Here is a 24,128-nt window from a genome sequence, read left to right as displayed (position 1 = left end):
CTTATTCGGTTGGATGCTTACCAATATCTTCAATAGACAAAAGTTCTTCACTTTGTTTTTTAGACCAGTTGCGTTTTAATAAATAATAAAATAAGTATGCAAAAGCCAATCCAAATGGTAAAAATATAAAATTAGTTCCAAAACCATCCCAATTTACACCAAGTTCTAAGTAGACATCTAAAACGCCAATAATTACTCCACCAATTGCAGTACCCAAATAATAGGATAATACTCCTAAAATTGCAAATAACCATTTTTTCTCGTTATAAGTTTCGGCTAGTTTATAAAAATACTTACCAATAAAATAAAGTAATAATAGTCCTAACATAATTAATCTTTTCTAAAGGGTTTAGTATCTTCAAAAACTTGATTTAATATTGCTTCATCTAATGGTGTAAATTCTATATCGCGCCGTGCCATAACCACTTTAGCAACCTCAAATGCTTTGCTTGGTAAGTAGGTTGTAAATCCGCTAGAGCCACCCCAAGAATAACTTGGCACAAAATTTCTAGGAAAACCACTTCCAAATATATTAGCATTAACACCAACCACGGTTCCTGTATTAAACATGGTATTAATGCCACATTTACTATGGTCTCCCATCATTAAACCACAAAACTGTAAGCCTGTTTTCGCAAAGCGACCTTCAGCATAATCCCAAAGCCTCACTTCCACATAATTATTTTTTAAATTAGAGTTATTCGTATCTGCTCCAAGATTACACCATTCTCCTAACACTGAGTTTCCTAAGAACCCATCATGTCCTTTATTAGAATAGCCAAATAATACAGAATTATTCACTTCGCCTCCAACTTTGCTGTGTGGACCAATAGTTGTAGCGCCATATATTTTTGCTCCTAATTTTAAAGTAGCATGCTCACACAGAGCTAAAGGTCCACGTACTAGGCTTCCTTCCATAATTTCAGCATCTTTTCCTATGTAAATTGGTCCAGTACTAGCATTTAAGGTTGCAAATTCAACTTTAGCGCCTTCTTCTATAAAAATATGTTCTGCTCCAATAATATTGTTACTTTTTGGAATAGGTTGAGAGGTTCTGTCTTTGGTTAATAATTCAAAGTCTGCTCTAATAGCTTCATCATTTTTAGAGAAGATATCCCAGGTTCTGGTTACGGTTAAAACGTCGTAATCAAACTCAATGTTTTCATAAGTTTCTAAATTAACGTCATCTTGACTGTCTTTTGTGTAGAACGCAATAACATCTTCACCTTTAAATATCGCCTGATTTTCAGACAAATTCATAACAGTTTCAACTAATTCTTCATTAGGCAAGAAAGAGGCATTAATCATGATATTTTCCTCCAATTCTACCATTGGGAATTTTTCAGATAAATAATCCTCTGTAACCGTAGTGGTTGTAGTTCCCAAGTAATATTCCCACTTTTCACGAATGGTTAGAATACCTACTCTAATATCTGCAACTGGTCTGGTATAAGTAAACGGTAATAAATGGGTTCTAGAATCACCATCAAAAAGAATAAAATTCATAAGTATTGGTTTTACTTAAAAGTAAAAATAGGTTAATTTAAAACATAAAAAAAGCCTTTTAGACAACTAAAAGGCTCTTCATAAAAAATATTAACAACTAAAATTATTTTTTAAACTTTGCATATTTATTTTTGAACTTATCAATACGCCCAGCAGTATCTATTAATTTAGACTTACCTGTAAAGAACGGGTGAGAAGTTCTAGAGATTTCCATTTTGATTAAAGGATACTCAACACCATCAACCTCTAAAGTTTCACTTGTGTTTGCTGTAGACTTTGTTAAAAACACATCATCATTAGACATATCTTTAAATGCTACTACTCTATAATTTTCTGGATGTATATTTTTTTTCATCGCTTTAAGCTTTAAATGTATTGTAAAATCGAGGTGCAAATTTACAAATTATTTACAATTGCACAACATTTATATTAAAATAATTTTTAATTTTTTTTGTAACAATTTGAATATCTTGCATACTTATAAATTAACAAACCAAAACTAATACAATTTATGGAACAGTCAACTAAATCTAAAGCAATCAATCTAGGACTTATTCTAGGTAGTATTTTAGCTGGTATAACGTTAGTAAGTTATGCCGCCTATTTAGAACTTCTAACCAAGTGGTGGCTTGGTGTTTTTCTATTTATAGTCATTATCGTTTTCGGCACTATTTCCGTAACAAAAGCAAAACAGTTAAATGAAGGATTTATAGAGTTTAAAGATGCCTTTTCTGCCTATTTTATTACTATTGCTATTGGTATTATTATTAGTACAGCCACCAGTATACTAATTTTTAATGTATTAGATCAAGAGGCCGCATTACAATTAAAAGAAATGACTATTGAGGCTACTGTAAAAATGATGAAAGGGTTTGGAGCTCCTGCTGAATCTATTTCTCAAACAGTTGATGCTATGGAAGAACAAAAAAATCAATATTCTGTTGGACCTCAATTACAATCTACCGCAATCTTTTTAGTGATTCAATCTATTATAGGTCTTATCATTGCATTGATTATGAAAAAACCAAAAGAAAATCAAATATAGTTTTATCTTTGACCTATATATTAAATGTAGGAAATGAATATATCTGTAGTTATACCACTACTTAACGAAGAAGAATCGCTTATAGAGCTTCACGATTGGATTGTAACAGTTATGCAATCCAATCGTTTTTTATATGAAATTATCTTTATTGACGATGGTAGTACAGACCAATCCTGGAACATTATAAGTCAGCTTGCTGAACAAAACAGTTCTGTAAAAGGTATACAGTTTTTTAAAAACTTTGGTAAATCTCAAGCCTTACACGCCGGATTTAAAGTTGCAAAAGGCGATGTTGTCATTACAATGGATGCCGACTTGCAAGACAGCCCAGAAGAAATACCAGAACTTTACAATCTAATTAAACAGGAGGATTACGATTTAATTTCTGGATGGAAAAAGAAACGCTTCGATAATAAGTTTACTAAAAATCTTCCTTCAAAATTATTTAACTGGGCTGCAAGAAAAACATCTGGAGTTAAATTAAACGACTTTAATTGTGGGTTAAAAGCTTATAAAAATACCGTTATAAAACATATTGATGTTAATGGTGAAATGCACCGCTACATACCAGTTTTGGCAAAAAATGCTGGGTTTGTAAAAATTGGCGAAAAAGTAGTAGCACATCAAGCAAGAAAATACGGTGAAACTAAGTTTGGTATGGACCGTTTTATAAATGGTTTTTTAGATCTTATTACCATTTGGTTTTTATCTCGCTTTGGTAAACGTCCTATGTATTTATTTGGCGGTCTAGGTATTGTCATGTTTTTTATAGGGTTTTGCTTTGCTATTTATTTAGGCATAGATAAACTGTTTTTCAATCCTTATGGCAGACTTATAACCCAAAGACCACAGTTTTTTATTGCATTAACCACTATGATTTTAGGTACACAATTTTTTGTTGCTGGTTTTTTAGGTGAAATAATTCTAAGAACAAAAAAAGATAGTAAACGCTATTTAATAAACGAAGAGCTTAATTTCTAATCCATTCGTTTCAAAATAACTATTTTTGTAATTCAATATTCTTATTTATGTCTCAAACAAATCTTGACTTATCGCAACGTATCGCTAATTGGTTAACTCCAACTTTTGACCAAGACACTCAAAATAGTATAAAATCACTTCAGCAAAACGACACCAATACTTTAAACGATAGTTTTTATAAAGATTTAGAGTTTGGTACTGGAGGAATGAGAGGTGTTATGGGACCTGGAACCAACAGGATTAATAAATATACTTTAGGAAAAAACACACAAGGTCTTAGTAACTATTTACACCAATCTTTCCCTAAAGAAAAAATAAAAGTAGTCATTGCTTACGACTGCAGACACAACAGTAAAAGCTTGGCACAGGTTGTAGCTAATGTGTTTTCTGCCAATAATATTGAAGTGTTTTTATTTGAAGATTTACGTCCTACTCCAGAGTTATCTTTTGCTTTAAAATACCTTAATTGTCATTGCGGTATTGTACTTACTGCGTCTCACAATCCACCAGAATATAACGGTTATAAGGTATATTGGCAAGATGGCGGACAATTAGTCCCACCACAAGATAAAGAGATAATTACAGAAATTAATAGTTTAGATTATAGTGATATTAAATTTGAAGCTAATACCGCTTTAATAAAAACTATAGGAAAAGAAGTAGATGATGTTTTTATAGACGCATCGGTTAAAAACGGAAGTTTTGTAACAAACGAAGCCAGAAAAAATTTAAAAATTGTTTTTACAGCGCTACATGGAACGTCTATAACAACAGTACCAGAAACGCTTAAGCGTGCAGGTTATACAGATGTTCATTTAGTTAAAGAACAAAGTGAACCAGACGGAAATTTTCCTACAGTAAAATCTCCAAATCCGGAAGAACCTGAAGCTTTAAAAATGGCTTTGGAGTTAGCCGATACTATAAATGCCGATATTGTTATTGGTACAGATCCTGATAGTGACCGCTTAGGTATAGCTGTTAGAAACAATGAAGATAAATTAATCTTGTTAAACGGAAACCAGACGATGGTTTTAATGACAGATTTTTTATTACAACATTCAAAAAAAGACACCAAAAATCCTTTTATAGCCAGTACAATTGTATCTACACCAATGATGCAGGAACTTGCAGATGCTTATAATGTAGACTATAAAATTGGTCTTACTGGTTTTAAGTGGATTGCTAAAATGATTAAAGATTTTCCAGACCAGCATTTTGTTGGTGGAGGCGAAGAAAGTTTTGGCTTTATGGTTGGCGATTTTGTTAGAGATAAAGATGCTAACACCTCTACACTATTAGCTTGCGAAATAGCTGCTCATGCTAAAGCCAATGGAAGTTATCTTTACAAACATTTATTAAACTTATATGTAGAGCATGGCTTATATAAAGAACGTTTAATTTCCCTAACTAAAAAAGGGATTGATGGTGCTAATGAGATTAAACAAATGATGGTCGATGCCAGAGAAACCCCTTTAAAGGAAGTTGCTGGGGAAAAAGTGGTTTTAATAGAAGATTATCAGTTATCTCTTTCAAAAAACCTGCAGGATCAGACCACTTCAACCATAGACATTCCAAAATCTAATGTTTTAATTTACTATACCGAAAATGGCAGTAAAATAGCCTTAAGACCAAGCGGTACAGAGCCTAAGATTAAGTTTTATATAAGTGTAAATACAGATTTAAATTCGGTTGAAAATTTTATTTCGGTCGAAAAAGAACTGGAACTTAAAATAGACCAGATTATTAAAGACATGAAAATTAATTAAATGAAACGTATATTTAATCAGTTATTACCTTATATAAAAAAATACAAAAAATATGTTTTAGGTAACATAGGCTTTAATGTTCTTTATGCTTTCTTTAGTACACTATCATTTGTAGCATTAATTCCTATGATGAATGTACTTTTTGATAAATCTGAAGTTGTAAAAGCAGAACCTGTTTGGACTGGGTTAGGTGATACCAAAAATTATTTAGAACAATTATTAAATTATAAAATCACGACATTTATAAATTCTGGAGATCAACAATTAGCACTATTACTAGTCGTATCTATTGTAATTATAACGTTCCTATTTAAAAATTTATTCGGATATCTTGCACTTCACCATATGATGCATCTAAAAAATGGTGTCTTAACAGATTTAAGAAAGGATATGTTTGAAAAAATTATTTCTTTACCTCTTAAATTTTATTCTAAAAGACAAAAAGGAGATGTCATGGCTAGAGTTTTAGGCGATGTTTCTGAAGTGCAAAATTCTTTTTTTGTTGTACTAGAGCTTGCGGTTAAAGAACCTCTTACTATATTGTTTTCAATAATAATGATGTTTGCTTTTAGCTGGGAACTTACACTTTTCGTATTTATTTTTATACCTATCGCTGGCTTTATAATTTCCTTGATAGGAAAAAGTTTAAAAAATAAATCTTTAAAAGCACAAGCAGAGAGTGGCCGATTAATATCTATTGTAGAAGAGGGTTTAACTGGATTAAAAGTTATTAAGAGTTATAATTCTGAAAATCATTTTAGAAATAAATTTAATGTCTCAGCAAACAGTCTGCTAAAACTTTCTAATAAAATTGGTAAGAAAAATAATTTAGCTGGCCCGCTAAGTGAGTTTATGGGTATAATTACTATAGCTATTTTACTTTGGTATGGAGGTAACTTAGTATTAGTAGATAAAACATTAGAAGGCACAGTATTTTTAGCTTTTATGGGGTTAGCATATAACATATTAACTCCGGCAAAAGCCATTTCTAAAGCTTCTTATCGTGTTAAAAATGGTTTAGCTGCTGCAGACCGTGTTTTTGAAATTTTAGATGAAGTCAATACGATCCCAGATATTGAAAACCCAACAGAATTAGCCGGGCTCCAACAAGAAATCTCTATAGAACATATAAACTTCAAATATAACGATGACTATGTCTTAAAAGATTTTTCTGTAACCATTCCCAAAGGAAAAACAGTAGCGTTAGTTGGACAATCTGGAAGTGGAAAAAGCACCATCGCAAATTTACTGACTAGATTTTATGATGTGAATGAAGGTGAAATTAAGTTTGATGGTCATAATATTAAAAATGTAAGTATAAAATCATTACGTAAACAAATTGGTTTAGTGACTCAAGATTCTATTTTATTTAATGATTCTATTAAAAATAATTTAATTCTTGGAAAAGAAGATGCAACGGATGAAGATGTTATTGATGCTCTTAAAATTGCAAATGCATGGGAATTTGTTAAAGACCTACCTCAAGGTATAGACACTAATATAGGAGATGCTGGAGGCAGCCTAAGTGGCGGTCAAAAACAACGATTAAGTATAGCTCGAGCTGTATTAAAAAACCCTCCAATTATGGTTCTTGACGAAGCAACTTCTGCACTGGATACCGAAAGTGAACGTTTGGTACAGGAAGCCTTAGAAAACATGATGAAAAATAGAACTTCCGTAGTAATTGCACACCGCTTATCTACTATCCAAAATGCAGATACAATAATTGTAATGCATAAGGGAGAAATTGCTGAAAAAGGTTCTCATTTAGAACTTTTAGCTAAAAATGGTATCTATAAGAAACTTGTAGATATGCAAAGTTTTGAATAAATTCTCATCAATATTAAACCTTTTCATTAGCTCTTAGTCTAATATAAAACGATGTAAAGTGCTAGAGGAACAAGAACTTATAAAAGCTTTAATTACAGAAAGCACTAAAAACAAAGCTTTTTCTCAACTTATAACGCAATACAAAGAACGTTTGTATTGGCATATTCGTCATATTTTAAAATCTCATGATGACACAGATGATGTACTTCAAAATGTATTCATTAAGGTTTTTAAAAACATACATAAGTTTAAAGGAGAAAGTCAACTCTACTCTTGGCTATACAGAATTGCTACTAACGAAGCAATTACACATTTAAATAAAAATGCCAAACGCTTAAAAATAAGTAATCAGGAAGCACAAGAATTAGCTATAAAAAATTTAGAAGCCGATGTGTATTTTGAAGGAGATAGTATTCAACTTAAACTTCAGAAAGCTATAGCAGCATTACCTGAAAAACAACAAATGGTATTTAATATGAAGTATTTTCAGGAATTAAAATATAGTGAAATGTCTAGTATTTTAGAAACTAGTGAAGGTGCCCTAAAAGCCTCTTACCATATCGCAAGTAAAAAAATTGAATCCTATTTAAAAGAACATTAAACCTTTTATCATCAATTTAGTCTTAGTTATATGAAAGAAAAAGAAAAATACAATTCTGGGTTTAAAACACCAGATTATTATTTTGATGAGCTTGAACGGAACATTAAAACTCAGGTTTATTTAGAAAAATATAAATCATCAGGTTTTAAATTACCAGATAATTATTTAAATAATTTTGAAGTTTCTACAGACGCAATAGCCTCTAAGACAAAAGTTATTTCAATTTTTAATAGAAAAAATATAGTATGGGCTACGAGTATTGCAGCTGCTGTATTATTATTATTTACCATAAGTATTCCAAAAAATACTTTAAATATAAACTCTATTGAGAATCAAACTTTAGAAAATTATTTAATTGAGGAAATTAGCTATAATGAGTTAGAAAGTTTAACCTCTGACCCAAAGTTATCTGAAACTGATTTTATTGATATTAAAACTAATAATCTTGAAAATTACATAGACAACTTAGAAGTAGATGATTTAATAAACTATTAATTATGAAACAATTTATAACCCTTTTATTGACTTTAACTTTAACTTTTAGTGTTACAGCACAAGACAATGACAAAAAAAAAGAAAGAGAAAAAATTGAAGCCCTAAAAGTGGCTCATATTACAGAACAGCTTAATCTAACTCAGTCTGAGGCACAAAAATTCTGGCCAATTTATAATGATTTTGAAGAGAAAAGACAATCTTTAAGAAAGAAAAAAATGACTTTGATATCTGCGGTTAAAACAGAAACCATAAGCGAAACAGATGCTAAATCTTTAATCTCAAAAATGATAAATATCGAGAAAGAAGAAAGTGTTTTAAAAACAACTTATTTAAATAATTTACAAAGTATTATTTCTAATATTAAAATTATTAAATTATTTGAGTCAGAGCGTAGTTTTAAAATGAAAATGATTAAAGAATTTAAGGGCAGACATAAAAAATAAACGCATTAAATAATCAGAATTTAAACATTGAAAACATCCATTTCAAGGTTTTTTTTATTTAAAAACTAATTTGCTAACACGACCATTTCCTCCAGCAAATGCTATACTGTCATTTGAAAACCTTAAAGTATAAAAACCTTCATCACTTAAATGTTTCCAATTATTGCCTCCATCACTACTGTAATCTATACCATTAAAACCTACAGCCACTAATTGTTTAGCATTACTATTAGGTACATATTTTACACAACTTCTGTAACCAGGATTTTTATTCTCCGCAACAAGCTCCCAAGTTTTACCACCATCTTGTGTTCTAATTTTATTTGCCTTATTCTGTTCAGGAAGCTTGTAATCCCCGCCAATTGCAAACCCATTTAAATCATCATAGAAATCTATAGAATACATACCTGTAGTTTCTAAACCTTGAATTATTGGCGTATTAAAAACGCCCCATGTTTTTCCCTTATCAGGAGAAAACAATATACGACTAGCCTTGCCGCCTGTGGCTACCCAAGTTTTGTCACCTACTATGGCAATATTAGTATCGCTTGCTGCAAAAGCAGCTTCTCCATCTTTAGCTTCTGGTAAATTTTCACAAGTTATTTTTTTCCATGATGTTCCTCCATCTCTAGTTATAATTATACTCATACAATCATCGGTTGGATCGCCTATGGCGATACCTTCATCATCATTCCAAAATTCAAGTGAGTCATAAAATGCTTTTTCATGGTCTTCCTGATAGACAATATTGGATTTTTTTGGGTCAATGTCTAATTTGTAAAGCTTTGCTGGGCTTGAAATACTCATACCATACCCACTAGAATTTCGTGCAGATAGAGATCTAAAATTTGGTTTTATAGAATCCGTTTCAATCTCTATAGGAAATATTAGTTCTTCTATTTCATTATTATATACACCTAAATCTCCTAAAGAACTTAAAAAAACTAAGGCATTTTTATCCTCAACGATTTCTAAAGCCCTTACATTAAGCGTCTCCTCTTCAATTATTGGAATAATTTTAACTTCAGTAAACAGTCTTGATTGTTGTTTTTTTTCATTTAAATCTAAAGAAGAGTGCATCTTAGACTTACATGAATAGCAAACTAAGATTAAAAGCCATACATATTTCATAGTTGTAATATTTTTCTTAAAAATAGAAAAAGCTTTATGATTTAACATAAAGCTTTTTACTAATATTATTAATTAAAAAATATTATTTTTTAATATCATACTCTTGCTGTGTTTCTTTTAATGGTTCTAATTTATTAGGCCCAATAGGTAAACGTACGCCAACGTGTTTTGACGAAATACTACCGTCAGGATTTAAAGCGTCTGCTCTATTGGCCACTAAGTTCCATGAAAACGGTACATTAGATGTTCCGTTTTGTAACTCTTTAACTCTAAAACCTAATTTAGTTTTTTCGGTAACATACACACCATTACAATCGCCTTCTAATTGGATGAAAACACGTATAGGATATTTTTCGTCTACATAAATGTGTTTTGCTAAAAGCGGATCTAAATTAATGTAAGCTTCTCCATTAACTAATTTAGAAGAGCCAAAGTCTTCAAATAAAATTTCTGGGGTTTCAGTAGCATGAAGTATACGATTATTTCCTTCTTCATCTTTGACCATTGTAGACACAGAACCTCCACCTAAAACTTTATATGAGGTGCCATCATTTCTAGCTCCAACAAACACAAAATCATTAGCGTTAACATTTGCATCAAAATATCCTCCATATGTAACATCTCTAGCATTTGCATTTCCATTAAAATAATCAAAATCTTTACCAGCTATTCTTGCAAATGGTCCTGTGGATGTATTAATATCATTATCTTGATCGTACTCAAAGGAAGCTGCAAAATAATCTGTGGTGCTTTTCCCCACACCTCTTACGTGAATACCTGTTGTCCCTTGTGCAGATACACCAACAGATTCTCCAGCTAATTCAGTAAAAGTTGTTCTACCTGCAATACCTATAACTCCTGTAACGGTAGTTGCTGTATTTGCTGCTAAATTAGCACTTATACCTATAACTCCTCGACCACCATTTGCATCTAAATTACCTCCATCAATAACAAACTCTGTCCCAGAAAAATTTAAAGCTCGAATAGCACGAGGTGAGTTTTGAGCCAATACAAACATTCCGATTTGAGTTCCTGCTGGATATACACTCGTTAAAGTATTTGCTAAAGCATTGTTATTATTTCCAAAAATTAATGTTCCGTCATTTTTGAATGTAGCTCTTCTAATGGCATTAGTCCTGAACTGTAAGTCTAAATTGTCTGAAGTCCCCAAATAATTAGTTCCTGGAGTAGTACCAGAGTTTCCTAATAACGACCAGAAAGTGCCTCCAACAGAATTTGCGGTAATAGAAACCCATAAACTACCATTCCAATAATAAAATCCTGGAATCACTGCATTACCTCCTGCTCCAGCTGTAGCCGTATTATAGACTAATAAACCTGTAACAATAGGCGATGGTGTAATTGGTGCCTCACTATTTCTTGATTGTAAAGCTACCCTTGGTATTAAAAGTCCCTTTGAGGTACTTTCGATTTGAAGTGCTGCACCATTTTCAATATTTGTTGTTCCAATACCTACCTGAGCAATACTAGAAATGTAAATTAAAAACGCTGCTAAAATGTAAATCTTTTTCATTATATTTTTTTTGTGAAGTTAGTCTATCTAAATCCTAATGAAAAATTTGAGCTCACAATTAAAAGTTAACATAACGTTAATAAAGTAGCTGTAAAAACGGTTTATCGAGTTTATCGGTATTTCGGCAAGATGTTTTTAAATAAATTAAAAACTATCACAAAAAAGTAAAAAAAATCATAAATGTTGCTTGAAAAATAAGCTTAAACTTTGCGAGCTAATAAATAGATAAAACATATACTTAGATGAAATAAAAACTTACAGTAGTAGCTTTCTAAGACTCAAACCATAAAACTTTCTATATAAAACCCTAAATCATAGAGTTATTTTACATTTTAAATGTACCTTTGTACGCTTTTATTTTTAAGCAAAAGCTATAACTAATTATGGCTAAATAATAAAAAATGAGATTACACAGAAATTTATGTTTTGCAACCGTAGACGGTTTACTTTTAATTTTTAATGAAGGTAAATATGCCGATAAAGTGGTGCAAAGCTTACTAAAAAGAGATAAACGCTGGGGAAGCCGCGATCGTGGTTTTGTTGCTGAAACTACTTACGACATCGTACGTTGGAAACGTCTATATGCTGAAATTGCAGAAGTTAAAGAACCTTTTTCAAGAGATGACGTATGGCGCATGTTTGCCGTTTGGGCCACTTTAAAAGGCATTAAATTACCAGACTGGAAATACTTTGAAGGTACGCCTACACGAAAAATTAAAGGTCGTTTTGATGAACTTTCTAAAATTAGAAAAATTAAACAATCCATTCCAGATTGGTTAGACGAACTTGGTGTTAAAGAATTGGGTGAGGAAAAATGGTCTAAAGAAATTGAATCTTTAAACCAGCAGGCCGAAGTGATTTTAAGAGTAAATACACTTAAAACCACAAAAGAAAAGTTAAAGGCTGAATTATTTGATTTAGATATTGAAACTACTGAAGATAAAAATTATCCAGATGCTCTAATTTTAAAAGAACGTGGTAATGTTTTTACAACAGATGCTTTTAAAAATGGGTTATTTGAAGTTCAAGATGCGTCCTCGCAACTTGTGGCACCTTTTTTGAATATCCAACCAGGTATGAGAGTGGTAGATACTTGTGCTGGTGCTGGTGGTAAAACATTACATTTAGCTTCTATTATGGAAAATAAAGGGCAAATTATTGCTTTAGATATTTATGACCATAAATTAAAAGAATTAAAAAGACGTGCTAAACGTAATGGCGCTCATAATATAGAACCTAGACATATAGAAAGTACGAAAGTGATTAAAAAGTTATATGACAAGGCAGATGCCGTTTTAATAGATGCACCTTGTTCTGGTTTAGGTGTTTTAAGACGTAACCCAGATGCAAAATGGAAACTGCAACCAGAATTTTTAGATAGAATTAGAGCTACTCAAGAAGAAATTTTAAGTACTTATTCTAGAATGGTAAAGTCTGGAGGGCAGTTGGTTTATGCCACTTGTTCTATTTTACCTTCTGAAAATCAGGAACAAGTAAACAAATTTTTAAAGGACAACGAAGAATTTACTTTAGTAAAAGATAAAAAAGTATTATCTTATGAAAGTGGTTTTGACGGCTTTTATATGGCTTTATTAAAAAGAAAATAATTTAGATATGAAAAAAAACTACTTATTATTAACTGTATTGCTAATTGCAAATTCTCTATTTGCCCAAATACCAGCGGGATATTATGACTCTGCTACTGGAACTGGGTTTACATTAAAAACTCAATTAAAAAGAATAATCGACAACAATAATGACGGACTATCTCCAGAGTATCAGTCGGTTCAATTATCGTATGGCGATTTATATAATACTTATGAATTATCTGATGTTGATATTTATTATGATCATTCCGGTCCAATTCCTGCAACAAACAAGGTGATTTTAGATATGTATTCTGAAATACCATCTGGACCAGACAACTATGAATATATTTATGGAAGCGCACAGCAAGATGATGGGACTTTAGGAACAGCTGAAGGGCAACGTTTTAATAGAGAACACACCATTCCAAATTCAGTTTTTGGTGGTAGTTTCCCTGAACGTAGTGATGCCCATTTTGTAATTCCTTCTGATAAGTATATTAACGGTCAAAGAAATGTAACACCTTACGGGGAAACAGATAATGCAACACAAACTTTTACCAATGGTACAAAAATTGGGCTTAATAGAAATGCAGATTATGCAGCTGGTTATACTAACACTGTTTTTGAACCAATAGATGAATTTAAAGGTGACATAGCTAGAATCTACTTTTATTTTGTAACCCGTTATGAAGATAACTTAACTAGTTACAACTCTTACCCAATGTTTGATGGTTCTGCTAGCCAAGCTATTGCTCAACCTTTTCTAGATATATTATACAATTGGCATATCCAAGATCCTGTATCTCAACGTGAAATTGATAGAAATAATGCAATTTTCACACAACACAACAATAGAAATCCTTTTATAGATAATCCTTCTTATGTACAGACCATCTGGCAATCTGTATTATCTACAAAATCATTTTCTTTAAATGATAGCGATATATCTATTTACCCAAATCCGTTAACAAATCAGATTTTAACCGTTAGAACCCCTAAAAATCTCAACGTAAGTATTTTTAATGTTTTAGGTCAAAATGTGTTTGAAATCAAAGTAACACCAAAAAACAATAAAGTAAACCTTACTAAACTAAAGCCTGGTGTTTACATTGTTAAATTGGAAAGTTCCTCTGGAACTATTTCAAAAAAACTTATTATAAAATAATTTAAAAAAGCGACTTTACTAAGTCGCTTTTTTTTGTTTAAAACCTCGTGAATAACTAAAAAATTAACTCCATTATTTTCAACGAATTTTAAACTAAAAATTCTAAATTTGTAACTTAATATTTACTCTAAAATCATCACCTAATGATTCATTTCTTTGGAAACGTAAACAGTAAGGTTTTTGCTGTTCAAACAACAAAAGAATTATCTAACGAAAGTATTTCAAAATTATCATGGTTATTTGGCGACCAGCCAAAATTAGAACAAGCATCTGTAGATGCTTTTTTTATTGGACCTAGAGCAGCTATGATAACCCCTTGGAGTACTAATGCAGTAGAAATTACTCAAAATATGGGAATTTCTGATATTATAAGAATTGAAGAGTTTAAGGCTTCTACTGAAGATTTCAAGGATTTTGATCCTATGATCTCTGAGAAATTTAACAGTCTAAATCAGGACATGTTTACCATAAATATTCAGCCTGAAGCAGTTAAAGACATTACAGACATAGCGAATTATAACGACAAAGAAGGTTTAGCTTTAAGTGATGAAGAGGTAGCTTACCTAGAAAGTGTTGCTAAAAAAATTGGACGCTCTCTAACCGACTCTGAAGTTTTTGGATTTTCTCAAGTTAATTCAGAACATTGTCGTCATAAAATATTTAATGGCACTTTTATTATTGATGGAGAGGAGAAAGAAACGTCTCTATTTAAATTAATTAAAGAAACCTCGAAACAACATCCAAATGATATTGTTTCGGCATATAAAGATAATGTCGCATTTGTAAAAGGTCCAGTTGTGAAACAATTTGCGCCAAAAAGTGCAGATAAGCCAGATTATTATGAAACTAAAGATTTCGAATCGGTTATTTCATTAAAAGCCGAAACGCATAATTTCCCAACTACTGTAGAACCTTTTAACGGTGCTGCAACTGGTTCTGGAGGCGAAATTAGAGACCGTTTGGCTGGAGGAAAAGGTTCTCTTCCATTAGCAGGTACTGCGGTTTACATGACATCTTACTCAAGATTAGAAGAAAATAGACCTTGGGAAAATGGTATGCAGGAACGTAAATGGCTATACCAAACCCCAATGGATATTTTAATTAAAGCCAGTAATGGTGCGTCCGACTTTGGGAACAAGTTTGGTCAACCCTTAATTTGTGGGTCTGTACTTACATTTGAGCATGAAGAAGATGCAAGACGTTTAGGTTTTGATAAAGTGATTATGCAAGCTGGTGGAATTGGATATGGAAAAGCAGACCAAGCATTAAAAGACAAACCTAATACAGGAGATAAAATAGTTATCCTTGGTGGAGAAAATTACCGTATAGGTATGGGTGGCGCTGCTGTATCTTCTGCAGATACCGGAGGAAATAGTTCAGGAATAGAATTAAATGCCATTCAACGTTCTAATCCGGAAATGCAAAAACGTGCTGCTAATGCGGTTCGTGGTATGGTAGAAAGTGATGAAAACTTTATCGTTTCAATTCACGATCATGGTGCTGGTGGACATTTAAACTGTCTTTCAGAATTAGTTGAAGAAACCGGCGGAAAAATAGATTTAGATCAATTACCTGTTGGCGACCCAACTTTATCAGCCAAAGAAATTATTGGAAACGAATCTCAGGAACGTATGGGATTAGTTATTGCCGAAAAACATATAGACACTTTACAAAAAATAGCAGACCGCGAGCGTTCACCAATGTATACTGTTGGAGATGTTACCGGAGATGATCGTTTTACATTTAAATCTAAAACCACTGGAGAAAAACCAATGGATTTAGCATTGGAAGATATGTTTGGTAGTTCTCCAAAAACAGTCATGACCGACAAAACCATCCAAAGAATTTATAAGGATTTAGATTACAACAGCGATTCTTTTCATGATTATTTAGATAACGTATTACAACTGGAAGCAGTAGCTTCTAAAGACTGGTTAACCAATAAAGTAGATAGATGTGTTGGTGGTAAAGTAGCAAAACAACAATGTGTAGGAGCTTTACAAATTCCACTTAACAATGTTGGTGTAATGGCTCTGGATTATAATGGTAAAGAAGGTATTGCTACCAGTATTGGCCACTCTCCTATTTCAGGCTTAATTAACCCTGTTGCTGGAAGTCGTAATTCTATAACTGAAGCGCTTACAAACATAATCTGGGCGCCATTAAAAGATAACTTAAAAAGTGTATCGCTTTCTGCTAACTGGATGTGGCCTTGTAAAAACGAAGGCGAAGATGCACGTTTATATGAAGCGGTTCAAGCCATATCAGAATTTGCTATCGATTTAGGAATTAACGTTCCAACCGGTAAAGATTCATTATCAATGAAGCAAAAATATCCTGATGGCGATGTTATTTCTCCTGGAACAGTAATTATTTCAGCTGCAGCCAATTGTAATGATATTACAAATGTAATAGAACCTGTACTTCAACAAAATGCAGGAGATATTTATTACATTAATTTGTCTCAAGATGAATTTAAATTAGGTGGTAGTTCTTTTTCTCAAACTTTAAATACTTTAGGAAATGAAACACCAAATATTACTGATGCAGCATATGTAAAACGCGTATTTAATACCATACAAAACTTAATAAAAAATCATCAAATTGTTGCTGGACATGATGTAGCATCTGGTGGATTAATTACAACTTTATTGGAGTTATGTTTTGCTGAAGTTGATTTAGGTGCCGAGTTGGATTTAACTGCACTTTCTGAAAAAGACTCTATTAAGTTATTATTTTCTGAAAATTCAGGGATCGTATTTCAATCAAAAGATGCTTCCATTGAAGCCGTTTTAGAAGAAGCTAATATTGAGTTTTTCAATATAGGAAAAGTTGTGGAAGGTGACTTTTTAAGTATCATCAATCATAATGAAGTATTTAGCTTGACAGTTTCAAGACTTAGAGATGTCTGGTCAAAAACTTCTTTATTATTAGACCGCAAACAAACGGCTAACGATTTAGCAGATGCGAGATTTGAAAACTTTAAAAATCAGCCTTTAAAATATACATTTCCTCAGCATTTTACAGGAAAGTTAAAAGATACAATTGGAACACTTCCAAACGAAAGACCAAAAGCGGCAATTATTCGCGAAAAAGGATCTAATTCTGAGCGTGAAATGGCAAATGCGATGTATTTAGCTGGTTTTGACGTGAAAGATGTCCACATGACCGATTTAATTTCTGGACGTGAAACTTTAGAAGATATCCAATTTATTGGTGCTGTTGGAGGATTTTCAAACAGTGATGTGTTAGGCTCTGCAAAAGGTTGGGCTGGTGCTTTTAAATATAATGAGAAAGCAAAAATAGCATTAGAGAATTTCTTTAAAAGAGAAGATACCTTATCTGTTGGAATTTGTAATGGTTGTCAGCTTTGGATGGAACTGGATTTAATTAATCCGGAGCATGATGAGCATGGTAAAATGACTTACAACGATTCTAAAAAGCACGAAAGTTCATTCACATCTGTTAAAATTCAGGAAAATCATTCCGTTATGCTTTCTAATTTGGCAGGAACAGAGCTAGGTGTTTGGATTTCTCATGGTGAAGGGAAATTTAAATTACCTTATACCGAAGATAAATATAACATTGTTGCAAAATATGCTTACGAAGGTTATCCAAATAACCCAAATGGCTCTGATTTTAATACGGCTATGATGAGCGACAAAACAGGAAGACATCTAGTAACTATGCCACATATAGAGCGTTCTACATTCCAATGGAACTGGGCTAACTATCCAAACGGTCGTAAGGACGAAGTCTCTCCTTGGCTAGAAGCTTTTGTTAACGCCAGAAAATGGATTGTAAATAAAAAATAATTATATCTAACTAATTATCACTATTTAAGAGGAGTTTCTACAAAAACTCCTTTTTTTGTATCAATTTATTATCGTATTTTGCTTTTAAATATCATTTTATCATCATAACCAATGACAGAAGTTACCCGTTTATTTGATTTTCCACATTACCAATTACAAAAATATAATCTACAAGCAGCTTTAGTTACTAAAACTAATGGTGAGTGGATAAAAACATCATCTAAAGACTATGTCGATAAAGCTAATGCTGTAAGTCGTGCCCTTTTAAAAATGGGGGTTCAAAAAGATGATAAAATAGCTGTCATTTCATCAACCAATAGAACGGATTGGAATATTATGGATATTGGTATTCTTCAAACTGGCGCACAAAATGTCCCGGTATATCCAACGATAACTGCAGAAGATTATGAATATGTTTTAAACCATAGTGAATCTATATATTGCTTTGTTTCAGATGAAGAAGTTTTAGAAAAGGTTAGAAAAGTCCAACATAATACAAAAATTAAAGAGATTTATAGTTTTGACCATATTAATGGTTGCAAACATTATTCAGAATTATTTAAACTTGGAAAAGACGAGAGCAATCAGTCTGAAGTTGAAGCAAGAAAAGACGCTGTAAAACCAACAGATCTGGCAACTATTATTTACACTTCTGGTACCACAGGTAAACCTAAAGGGGTTATGCTATCGCACGATAATATTACTAGTAATGTTTTAAATAGTTACCCTAGATTACCACTTACGAGCGGTGAAACCCGTATTTTAAGTTTTTTACCAATCTGCCATATTTTTGAACGCATGTTAATTTACTTATATCAGTATTCTGGATCGAGTATTTATTTTGCTGAAGGGATCGACAAAATTGGAGAAAACGCTAAAGAAATCCAACCACACTTAATGAGTGTAGTGCCTCGATTACTTGAAAAAGTATACGATAAAATTTATGCAAAAGGATCTGAACTTTCAGGAATAAAATACAAACTATTCCATTGGGCAATAGAATTAGGAGAACAGTGGAAACCCTACAGAGAAAATGGTGCTTGGTATGAGTTTAAGCTAAGCATTGCTAGAAAACTTATTTTTAGTAAATGGCAGGAAGCCTTAGGTGGAGAGTTGTCCACTATGGTTTCTGGTTCTGCTCCGCTGCAACCCAGATTAACTCGTTTATTTTGCGCAGCAGGAATGCAGGTTATGGAAGGTTATGGGTTAACCGAAACATCTCCCGTAGTGTCAGTTGGGATGATGCGTGGCAAAAACTTTAAAGTAGGAACCGTCGGGAAGCCTATAGATGGCGTGGAAGTTAAAATTGCTGAAGATGGCGAACTTCTTATTAAAGGTCCAAATGTTATGTTGGGCTATTATAAAGATGAGGCCAAAACGAATGAAGTAATGACTGGAGCATATTTCCATACCGGAGATAAAGGTGAAATTGACGCTGAAGGATTTTTAAAAATAACAGGTCGTAAAAAAGAAATGTTTAAAACTTCAGGTGGTAAATATGTCATCCCGACGCTTCTTGAAAATGAATTAAAACAATCTCGTTTTATAGAACAAGTCATGGTAATTGGTGAAGGTCAAAAAATGCCAGCTGCTCTTATCCAACCCAATTTTGAATTTATAAAAGATTGGATTTCTAAAAAAGGAAAACAAATAGATACCACTAACGAAGCAATTGTTAATTCAGAAGAAGTCATCTCACGTATTCAAAGAGAAATAGATTCTTGCAATACACATTTTGGTAAATGGGAACAAATCAAACGTTTTGAACTTACAAAAGATGTTTGGTCTATTGAAGGCGGACAATTAACACCAACCATGAAAATGAAACGTGATATTATTAAAGATATTTATAAAGATTTATATCAAAAAATATATAATTCGTAATATTTCTGAATAAATTTAATTATAACATCAAATTAACTAAAAAATACTATGCGTGCATAGTATTTTTTTTTATCTTTGGTTAAATATTAAATTATAACATGAAAGATCGTACTATAGATTATATGTTAAGAACCACCTGGTTGGCTGTTAACAAAATGTATAATGAGGAAGCAGCTAAGTTTGATAGTACTATGGCAACTGGCTTTACCTTGTTAAGTATCGATAAAGAAGAAGGAACATCATCTACAGCACTAGGTCCAATAATGGGTATGGAAGCTACAAGTCTTTCTCGTATTTTAAAATCTATGGAAAAAAGAGGACTTATAGAGCGTAAACCAAATCCTTTAGACGGGCGAGGCGTCATTATACATTTAACCGAATTTGGTCGAGAGAAGCGCCAATATTCCAAAGAAAAAGTATTGAAATTTAATGAAGATATTAGAAATCATGTCTCTGAAGAAAAACTTAAACATTTTTATGAGGTTGCAGACCTTATCAATGAAAGAGTTTCCAATAAAAAAATATACAATCAAAACGAAATAAAATCAAGCTAAAATAATTATGAGTAAACGTATCATAAAAAAAATTGCTGTTATAGGTTCTGGTATTATGGGAAGCGGTATTGCTTGCCATTTTGCTAATATTGGTGTTGAAGTCTTATTATTAGACATAGTACCAAGAGAACTAAATGATCAGGAGAAAGCTAAAGGATTAACTTTAGAAGATAAAGTGGTTAGAAACAGATTAGTAAATGATGCTTTAACAGCATCATTAAAGTCTAAGCCCTCTCCCATTTACCATACTTCTTTTGCCAATCGTATTACAACTGGTAATTTAGAAGATGATATTGCTAAAGTTAAAGACGTAGACTGGATCATGGAAGTGGTTGTGGAGCGTCTGGATATTAAAAAGCAGGTGTTTGAAAAATTAGAAAAACATAGAACACCTGGAACTTTAATTACTTCAAACACCTCTGGTATTCCTATTCAATTTATGAGTGAAGGGCGAAGTGAAGATTTCCAGAAAAATTTCTGCGGAACACACTTTTTTAATCCGGCACGTTATTTAAAATTGTTTGAAATTATTCCAGGTCCAAAAACAGATCCATCTGTTTTAGAATTTTTAAATGGTTATGGCGAACAATTTTTAGGAAAAACTTCTGTAGTTGCTAAAGATACACCTGCGTTTATAGGAAACAGAATTGGAATTTTCTCTATTATGAGTTTATTTCATACCGTTAAAGATTTAGATTTAACCATAGAAGAAGTCGATAAATTATCCGGACCTGTTATTGGGCGACCAAAATCGGCAACCTTTAGAACTGTAGACGTAGTTGGTCTTGATACGCTAGTTCATGTAGCTAACGGCATAAGAGAAAACTGTCCTAACGACGAGCGTAAAGAACTTTTCGTTCTACCAGATTTCATCAATACAATGATGGAAAACAAATTGTTAGGAAGTAAAACAGGACAAGGATTTTATAAATTAGAGCGTAAAGCAGATGGTTCTAAAGATATTTTATCTTTAGATTTAAACACTTTAGAATACAGAGCTAATAAACGTGCTAAATTTGCAACTTTAGAACTTACAAAGTCCATAGATCATGTTGCAGATAGATTTAAAGTTTTAGTTAAAGGAAAAGATAAAGCTGGCGAATTTTACAGAAAAAGTTTTTCTGCATTATTTGCATACGTTTCAAACCGAATTCCAGAAATTACAGACGATTTATACAAGATAGACGATGCCATGAAAGCTGGATTTGGATGGGAACACGGTCCGTTCCAAATTTGGGATGCTATTGGCGTACAAAAAGGTATCGAAATGATGCAGGCCGAAGGTTTAAAACCAGCAGACTGGGTTGCAGACATGTTAAATTCTGGTAGCGATAGCTTCTACTCTATTAAAGACGGAGCTAGTTATTTTTACAATATTTCAAATAAAACGCAAGAAAAAATACCAGGTCAAGATAGTTTTATCATATTAGATAATATCAGAAAAACCACCGAAGTCTTTAAAAACTCAGGAGTTTCTGTTCAAGATTTAGGAGATGGTATTTTAAATGTAGAATTCCGTTCTAAAATGAACACCATTGGTGGCGATGTTTTAGCAGGTCTTAATAAAGCAATCGATTTAGCTGAAAAAGACTTTGCTGGTTTGGTTGTTGGTAATCAAGGTCCAAACTTCTCTGTTGGAGCAAATATTGGGATGATTTTCATGATGGCTGCAGAGCAAGAATATGACGAATTAAATGCCGCAATTAAGTATTTCCAAGACACGATGATGCGCATGCGCTACTCTGCAATTCCAACCATATCTGCACCGCATGGTATGACACTTGGTGGAGGTTGTGAGTTATCACTTCATGCAGATAAAGTGGTTGCTGCGGCAGAAACTTATATGGGCTTAGTAGAATTTGGTGTTGGAGTCATCCCTGGTGGTGGTGGTTCTAAAGAAATGGCTTTAAGAGCGCAGGACTTATTCCAAAAAGGCGATGTACAGTTAAATGTTTTACAAGAGCATTTCTTAACTATAGGTATGGCAAAAGTATCTACATCGGCTTACGAAGCTTTCGATTTAAATCTTTTACAAAAAGGTAAAGATATAGTCGTGGTAAATAAAGACCGACAGTTAGCTGTGGCGAAACAACACGCTAAACTTATGGCAGATATGGGTTATACACAACCTGTAAAACGTAAAGATATTAAGGTCTTGGGTAAACAAGCATTAGGGATGTTCTTAGTAGGTACAGATTCTATGCAGGACAGTAACTACATAAGTGAGCATGATATGAAAATTGCTAATAAACTAGCATATGTAATGGCTGGTGGCGATTTATCTGAACCAACCTTAGTAAGCGAACAGTACTTATTAGATTTAGAACGCGAAGCCTTTTTATCGTTATGTACAGAACGTAAAACTCTGGAAAGAATTCAGCATATGTTAACTAAGGGGAAACCTTTACGTAATTAAAAAAATAAAGCAATTAGCCTTTAGCTCCTTGCTATTGGCAAATTAAAAAAACTATTCATAGACGCTAGAAGCCAAAAGCTAATAGCTAAAAGCATAAAATATGAAACAAGCATATATAGTAAAAGCATACAGAACTGCAGTTGGGAAAGCTCCTAAAGGTGTGTTCCGTTTTAAAAGAACCGATGAATTAGCTGCTGAAACCATCAAATACATGATGAAAGAGCTTCCTAATTTAGACCCGAAACGTATTGACGATGTAATTGTAGGTAATGCTATGCCAGAAGGTTCTCAGGGTTTAAATATGGCACGATTAATCTCATTAATGGGATTAGATATTGTGGATGTTCCTGGTGTAACCGTAAATCGTTTTTGTTCGTCAGGAATAGAAACCATTGGTATGGCAACCGCTAAAATTCAAGCTGGAATGGCAGATTGTATTATTGCAGGTGGCGCAGAAAGTATGAGCTCGGTTCCTATGACAGGATTTAAACCCGAATTAAACTACGATATTGTAAAATCAGGTCACGAAGATTACTATTGGGGTATGGGAAATACCGCAGAAGCTGTTGCGAAACAGTTTAAGGTGTCTCGTGAAGATCAGGATGAATTTGCTTACAATTCACACATGAAAGCCTTAAAAGCTTTAGCTGAAGACCGTTTTCAAGACCAGATTGTTCCTATAGATGTGGAACAGACTTATCTTGATGCTAACGGAAAAAAAGCAACCAAAACCTACACTGTTACTAAAGATGAAGGACCGCGTGCAGGCACGAGCAAAGAAGCCTTAGCAAAATTAAGAGCTGTATTTGCTGCTGGAGGTAGCGTAACCGCTGGAAACTCTTCTCAAATGAGTGATGGAGCGGCGTTTGTTATGGTTATGAGTGAAGATATGGTGAAAGAATTAAATCTAGAACCTGTTGCACGATTAGTTAATTATGCTGCAGCTGGTGTAGAACCTCGTATTATGGGAATTGGACCTGTTAAAGCAATTCCAAAAGCTTTAAAACAAGCAGGATTAAAGCAAGAAGATTTAGAGTTAATTGAATTAAATGAAGCATTTGCCTCTCAATCTTTAGCAGTCATTCGTGAATTAAACCTTAACCCAGATATCATCAATGTAAATGGTGGCGCTATTGCTTTAGGTCACCCATTAGGTTGTACAGGTGCCAAATTATCGGTACAATTATTTGACGAAATGCGTAAACGAAATATGGTTGGCAAATATGGCGCTGTAACGATGTGTGTCGGAACAGGTCAAGGTGCTTGTGGAATATTTGAGTTTTTAAACTAAAAATAATCTCTGTCCGGTCGAGAGAAGTCGAGACCTATAAATGGACAATTTATAAAAAGTTCCGACTTTGCTCGAACAAACA

At 32.9% G+C, this 24,128-nt stretch carries 19 protein-coding genes; 14 read left to right on the top strand and 5 right to left on the bottom strand.

Annotated features, from left to right (window positions below):
• Position 1: 1 nt before the first annotated feature.
• From C7H52_RS12350 to C7H52_RS12340, 3 genes are all read right to left on the bottom strand, one after another.
• Entirely contained in the window at positions 2-328 is a 327-nt protein-coding gene (locus tag C7H52_RS12350; protein WP_106464210.1) for a hypothetical protein, read from the bottom strand.
• 2 nt (positions 329-330) lie between these two features.
• The gene (locus tag C7H52_RS12345; protein ID WP_106464209.1) at positions 331-1,506 is read right to left on the bottom strand and encodes a GlmU family protein; all 1,176 of its coding nucleotides are present in this window, start codon (positions 1,504-1,506) and stop codon (positions 331-333) included.
• A 103-nt stretch (positions 1,507-1,609) separates the two neighbouring features.
• Positions 1,610-1,861 (bottom strand): type B 50S ribosomal protein L31, encoded by a 252-nt coding sequence (locus C7H52_RS12340; RefSeq protein ID WP_106464208.1) that lies wholly within the window; start codon positions 1,859-1,861, stop codon positions 1,610-1,612.
• A 156-nt stretch (positions 1,862-2,017) separates the two neighbouring features.
• Between C7H52_RS12340 and C7H52_RS12335 the strand changes: the two genes are divergently transcribed.
• The 7 genes from C7H52_RS12335 to C7H52_RS12305 are packed head-to-tail and all read left to right on the top strand — an operon-like array spanning position 2,018 to position 8,667.
• Positions 2,018-2,551 carry a DUF4199 domain-containing protein gene (locus tag C7H52_RS12335; RefSeq protein ID WP_106464207.1) on the top strand — a complete coding sequence of 178 codons (534 nt, stop codon included), beginning with the start codon at positions 2,018-2,020 and terminating at the stop codon, positions 2,549-2,551.
• Positions 2,552-2,584: 33 nt separating this feature from the next.
• Complete coding sequence (locus C7H52_RS12330; RefSeq protein ID WP_106464206.1) at positions 2,585-3,532, top strand: glycosyltransferase family 2 protein; 948 nt, start codon at positions 2,585-2,587, stop codon at positions 3,530-3,532.
• 47 nt (positions 3,533-3,579) lie between these two features.
• The gene (locus tag C7H52_RS12325; protein ID WP_106464205.1) at positions 3,580-5,298 is read left to right on the top strand and encodes a phospho-sugar mutase; all 1,719 of its coding nucleotides are present in this window, start codon (positions 3,580-3,582) and stop codon (positions 5,296-5,298) included.
• Complete coding sequence (locus tag C7H52_RS12320; protein WP_106464204.1) at positions 5,299-7,128, top strand: ABC transporter ATP-binding protein; 1,830 nt, start codon at positions 5,299-5,301, stop codon at positions 7,126-7,128. It begins immediately after the preceding gene.
• 58 nt (positions 7,129-7,186) lie between these two features.
• Positions 7,187-7,729, top strand: coding sequence for an RNA polymerase sigma factor (locus tag C7H52_RS12315; RefSeq protein ID WP_106464203.1), 543 nt, complete (start codon positions 7,187-7,189; stop codon positions 7,727-7,729).
• A gap of 30 nt (positions 7,730-7,759) precedes the next feature.
• Positions 7,760-8,224 carry a hypothetical protein gene (locus C7H52_RS12310; protein ID WP_106464202.1) on the top strand — a complete coding sequence of 155 codons (465 nt, stop codon included), beginning with the start codon at positions 7,760-7,762 and terminating at the stop codon, positions 8,222-8,224.
• 2 nt (positions 8,225-8,226) lie between these two features.
• Positions 8,227-8,667, top strand: coding sequence for a Spy/CpxP family protein refolding chaperone (locus tag C7H52_RS12305; RefSeq protein WP_106464201.1), 441 nt, complete (start codon positions 8,227-8,229; stop codon positions 8,665-8,667).
• 54 nt (positions 8,668-8,721) lie between these two features.
• On the opposite strand, the gene C7H52_RS12300 is transcribed toward C7H52_RS12305, so the two are convergent.
• Positions 8,722-9,846 (bottom strand): WD40/YVTN/BNR-like repeat-containing protein, encoded by a 1,125-nt coding sequence (locus C7H52_RS12300; RefSeq protein WP_245918621.1) that lies wholly within the window; start codon positions 9,844-9,846, stop codon positions 8,722-8,724.
• 34 nt (positions 9,847-9,880) lie between these two features.
• Positions 9,881-11,332 (bottom strand): hypothetical protein, encoded by a 1,452-nt coding sequence (locus tag C7H52_RS12295; protein ID WP_106464200.1) that lies wholly within the window; start codon positions 11,330-11,332, stop codon positions 9,881-9,883.
• 401 nt (positions 11,333-11,733) lie between these two features.
• Here C7H52_RS12295 and C7H52_RS12290 point away from each other — a divergent pair, with 401 nt between their 5' ends.
• The 7 genes from C7H52_RS12290 (at position 11,734) to C7H52_RS12260 (ending at position 24,046) form a co-directional block, all read left to right on the top strand.
• On the top strand, positions 11,734-12,939 hold the full coding sequence (locus C7H52_RS12290; protein WP_106464199.1) for an RsmB/NOP family class I SAM-dependent RNA methyltransferase: 1,206 nt from the start codon (positions 11,734-11,736) through the stop codon (positions 12,937-12,939).
• 7 nt (positions 12,940-12,946) lie between these two features.
• A complete protein-coding gene (locus C7H52_RS12285) occupies positions 12,947-14,086 on the top strand; it encodes an endonuclease (protein ID WP_106464198.1) in 1,140 nt (379 codons plus the stop codon).
• Positions 14,087-14,229: 143 nt separating this feature from the next.
• Entirely contained in the window at positions 14,230-17,901 is a 3,672-nt protein-coding gene (gene purL / locus C7H52_RS12280; RefSeq protein ID WP_106464197.1) for a phosphoribosylformylglycinamidine synthase, read from the top strand.
• 111 nt (positions 17,902-18,012) lie between these two features.
• Entirely contained in the window at positions 18,013-19,785 is a 1,773-nt protein-coding gene (locus C7H52_RS12275; protein ID WP_106464196.1) for an AMP-dependent synthetase/ligase, read from the top strand.
• Between the two features lie 98 nt (positions 19,786-19,883).
• Positions 19,884-20,339 carry a MarR family winged helix-turn-helix transcriptional regulator gene (locus tag C7H52_RS12270; RefSeq protein WP_106464195.1) on the top strand — a complete coding sequence of 152 codons (456 nt, stop codon included), beginning with the start codon at positions 19,884-19,886 and terminating at the stop codon, positions 20,337-20,339.
• A gap of 7 nt (positions 20,340-20,346) precedes the next feature.
• Positions 20,347-22,755 (top strand): 3-hydroxyacyl-CoA dehydrogenase/enoyl-CoA hydratase family protein, encoded by a 2,409-nt coding sequence (locus C7H52_RS12265; protein WP_106464194.1) that lies wholly within the window; start codon positions 20,347-20,349, stop codon positions 22,753-22,755.
• A gap of 100 nt (positions 22,756-22,855) precedes the next feature.
• On the top strand, positions 22,856-24,046 hold the full coding sequence (locus C7H52_RS12260) for an acetyl-CoA C-acyltransferase (protein ID WP_106464193.1): 1,191 nt from the start codon (positions 22,856-22,858) through the stop codon (positions 24,044-24,046).
• Positions 24,047-24,128: the final 82 nt, after the last annotated feature.

Origin of the sequence: Aurantibacter aestuarii (assembly GCF_003008425.1) — a bacterium.
Lineage (GTDB): Bacteria > Bacteroidota > Bacteroidia > Flavobacteriales > Flavobacteriaceae > Aurantibacter > Aurantibacter aestuarii.
This window is presented reverse-complemented; position numbering and strand designations above follow the sequence as displayed.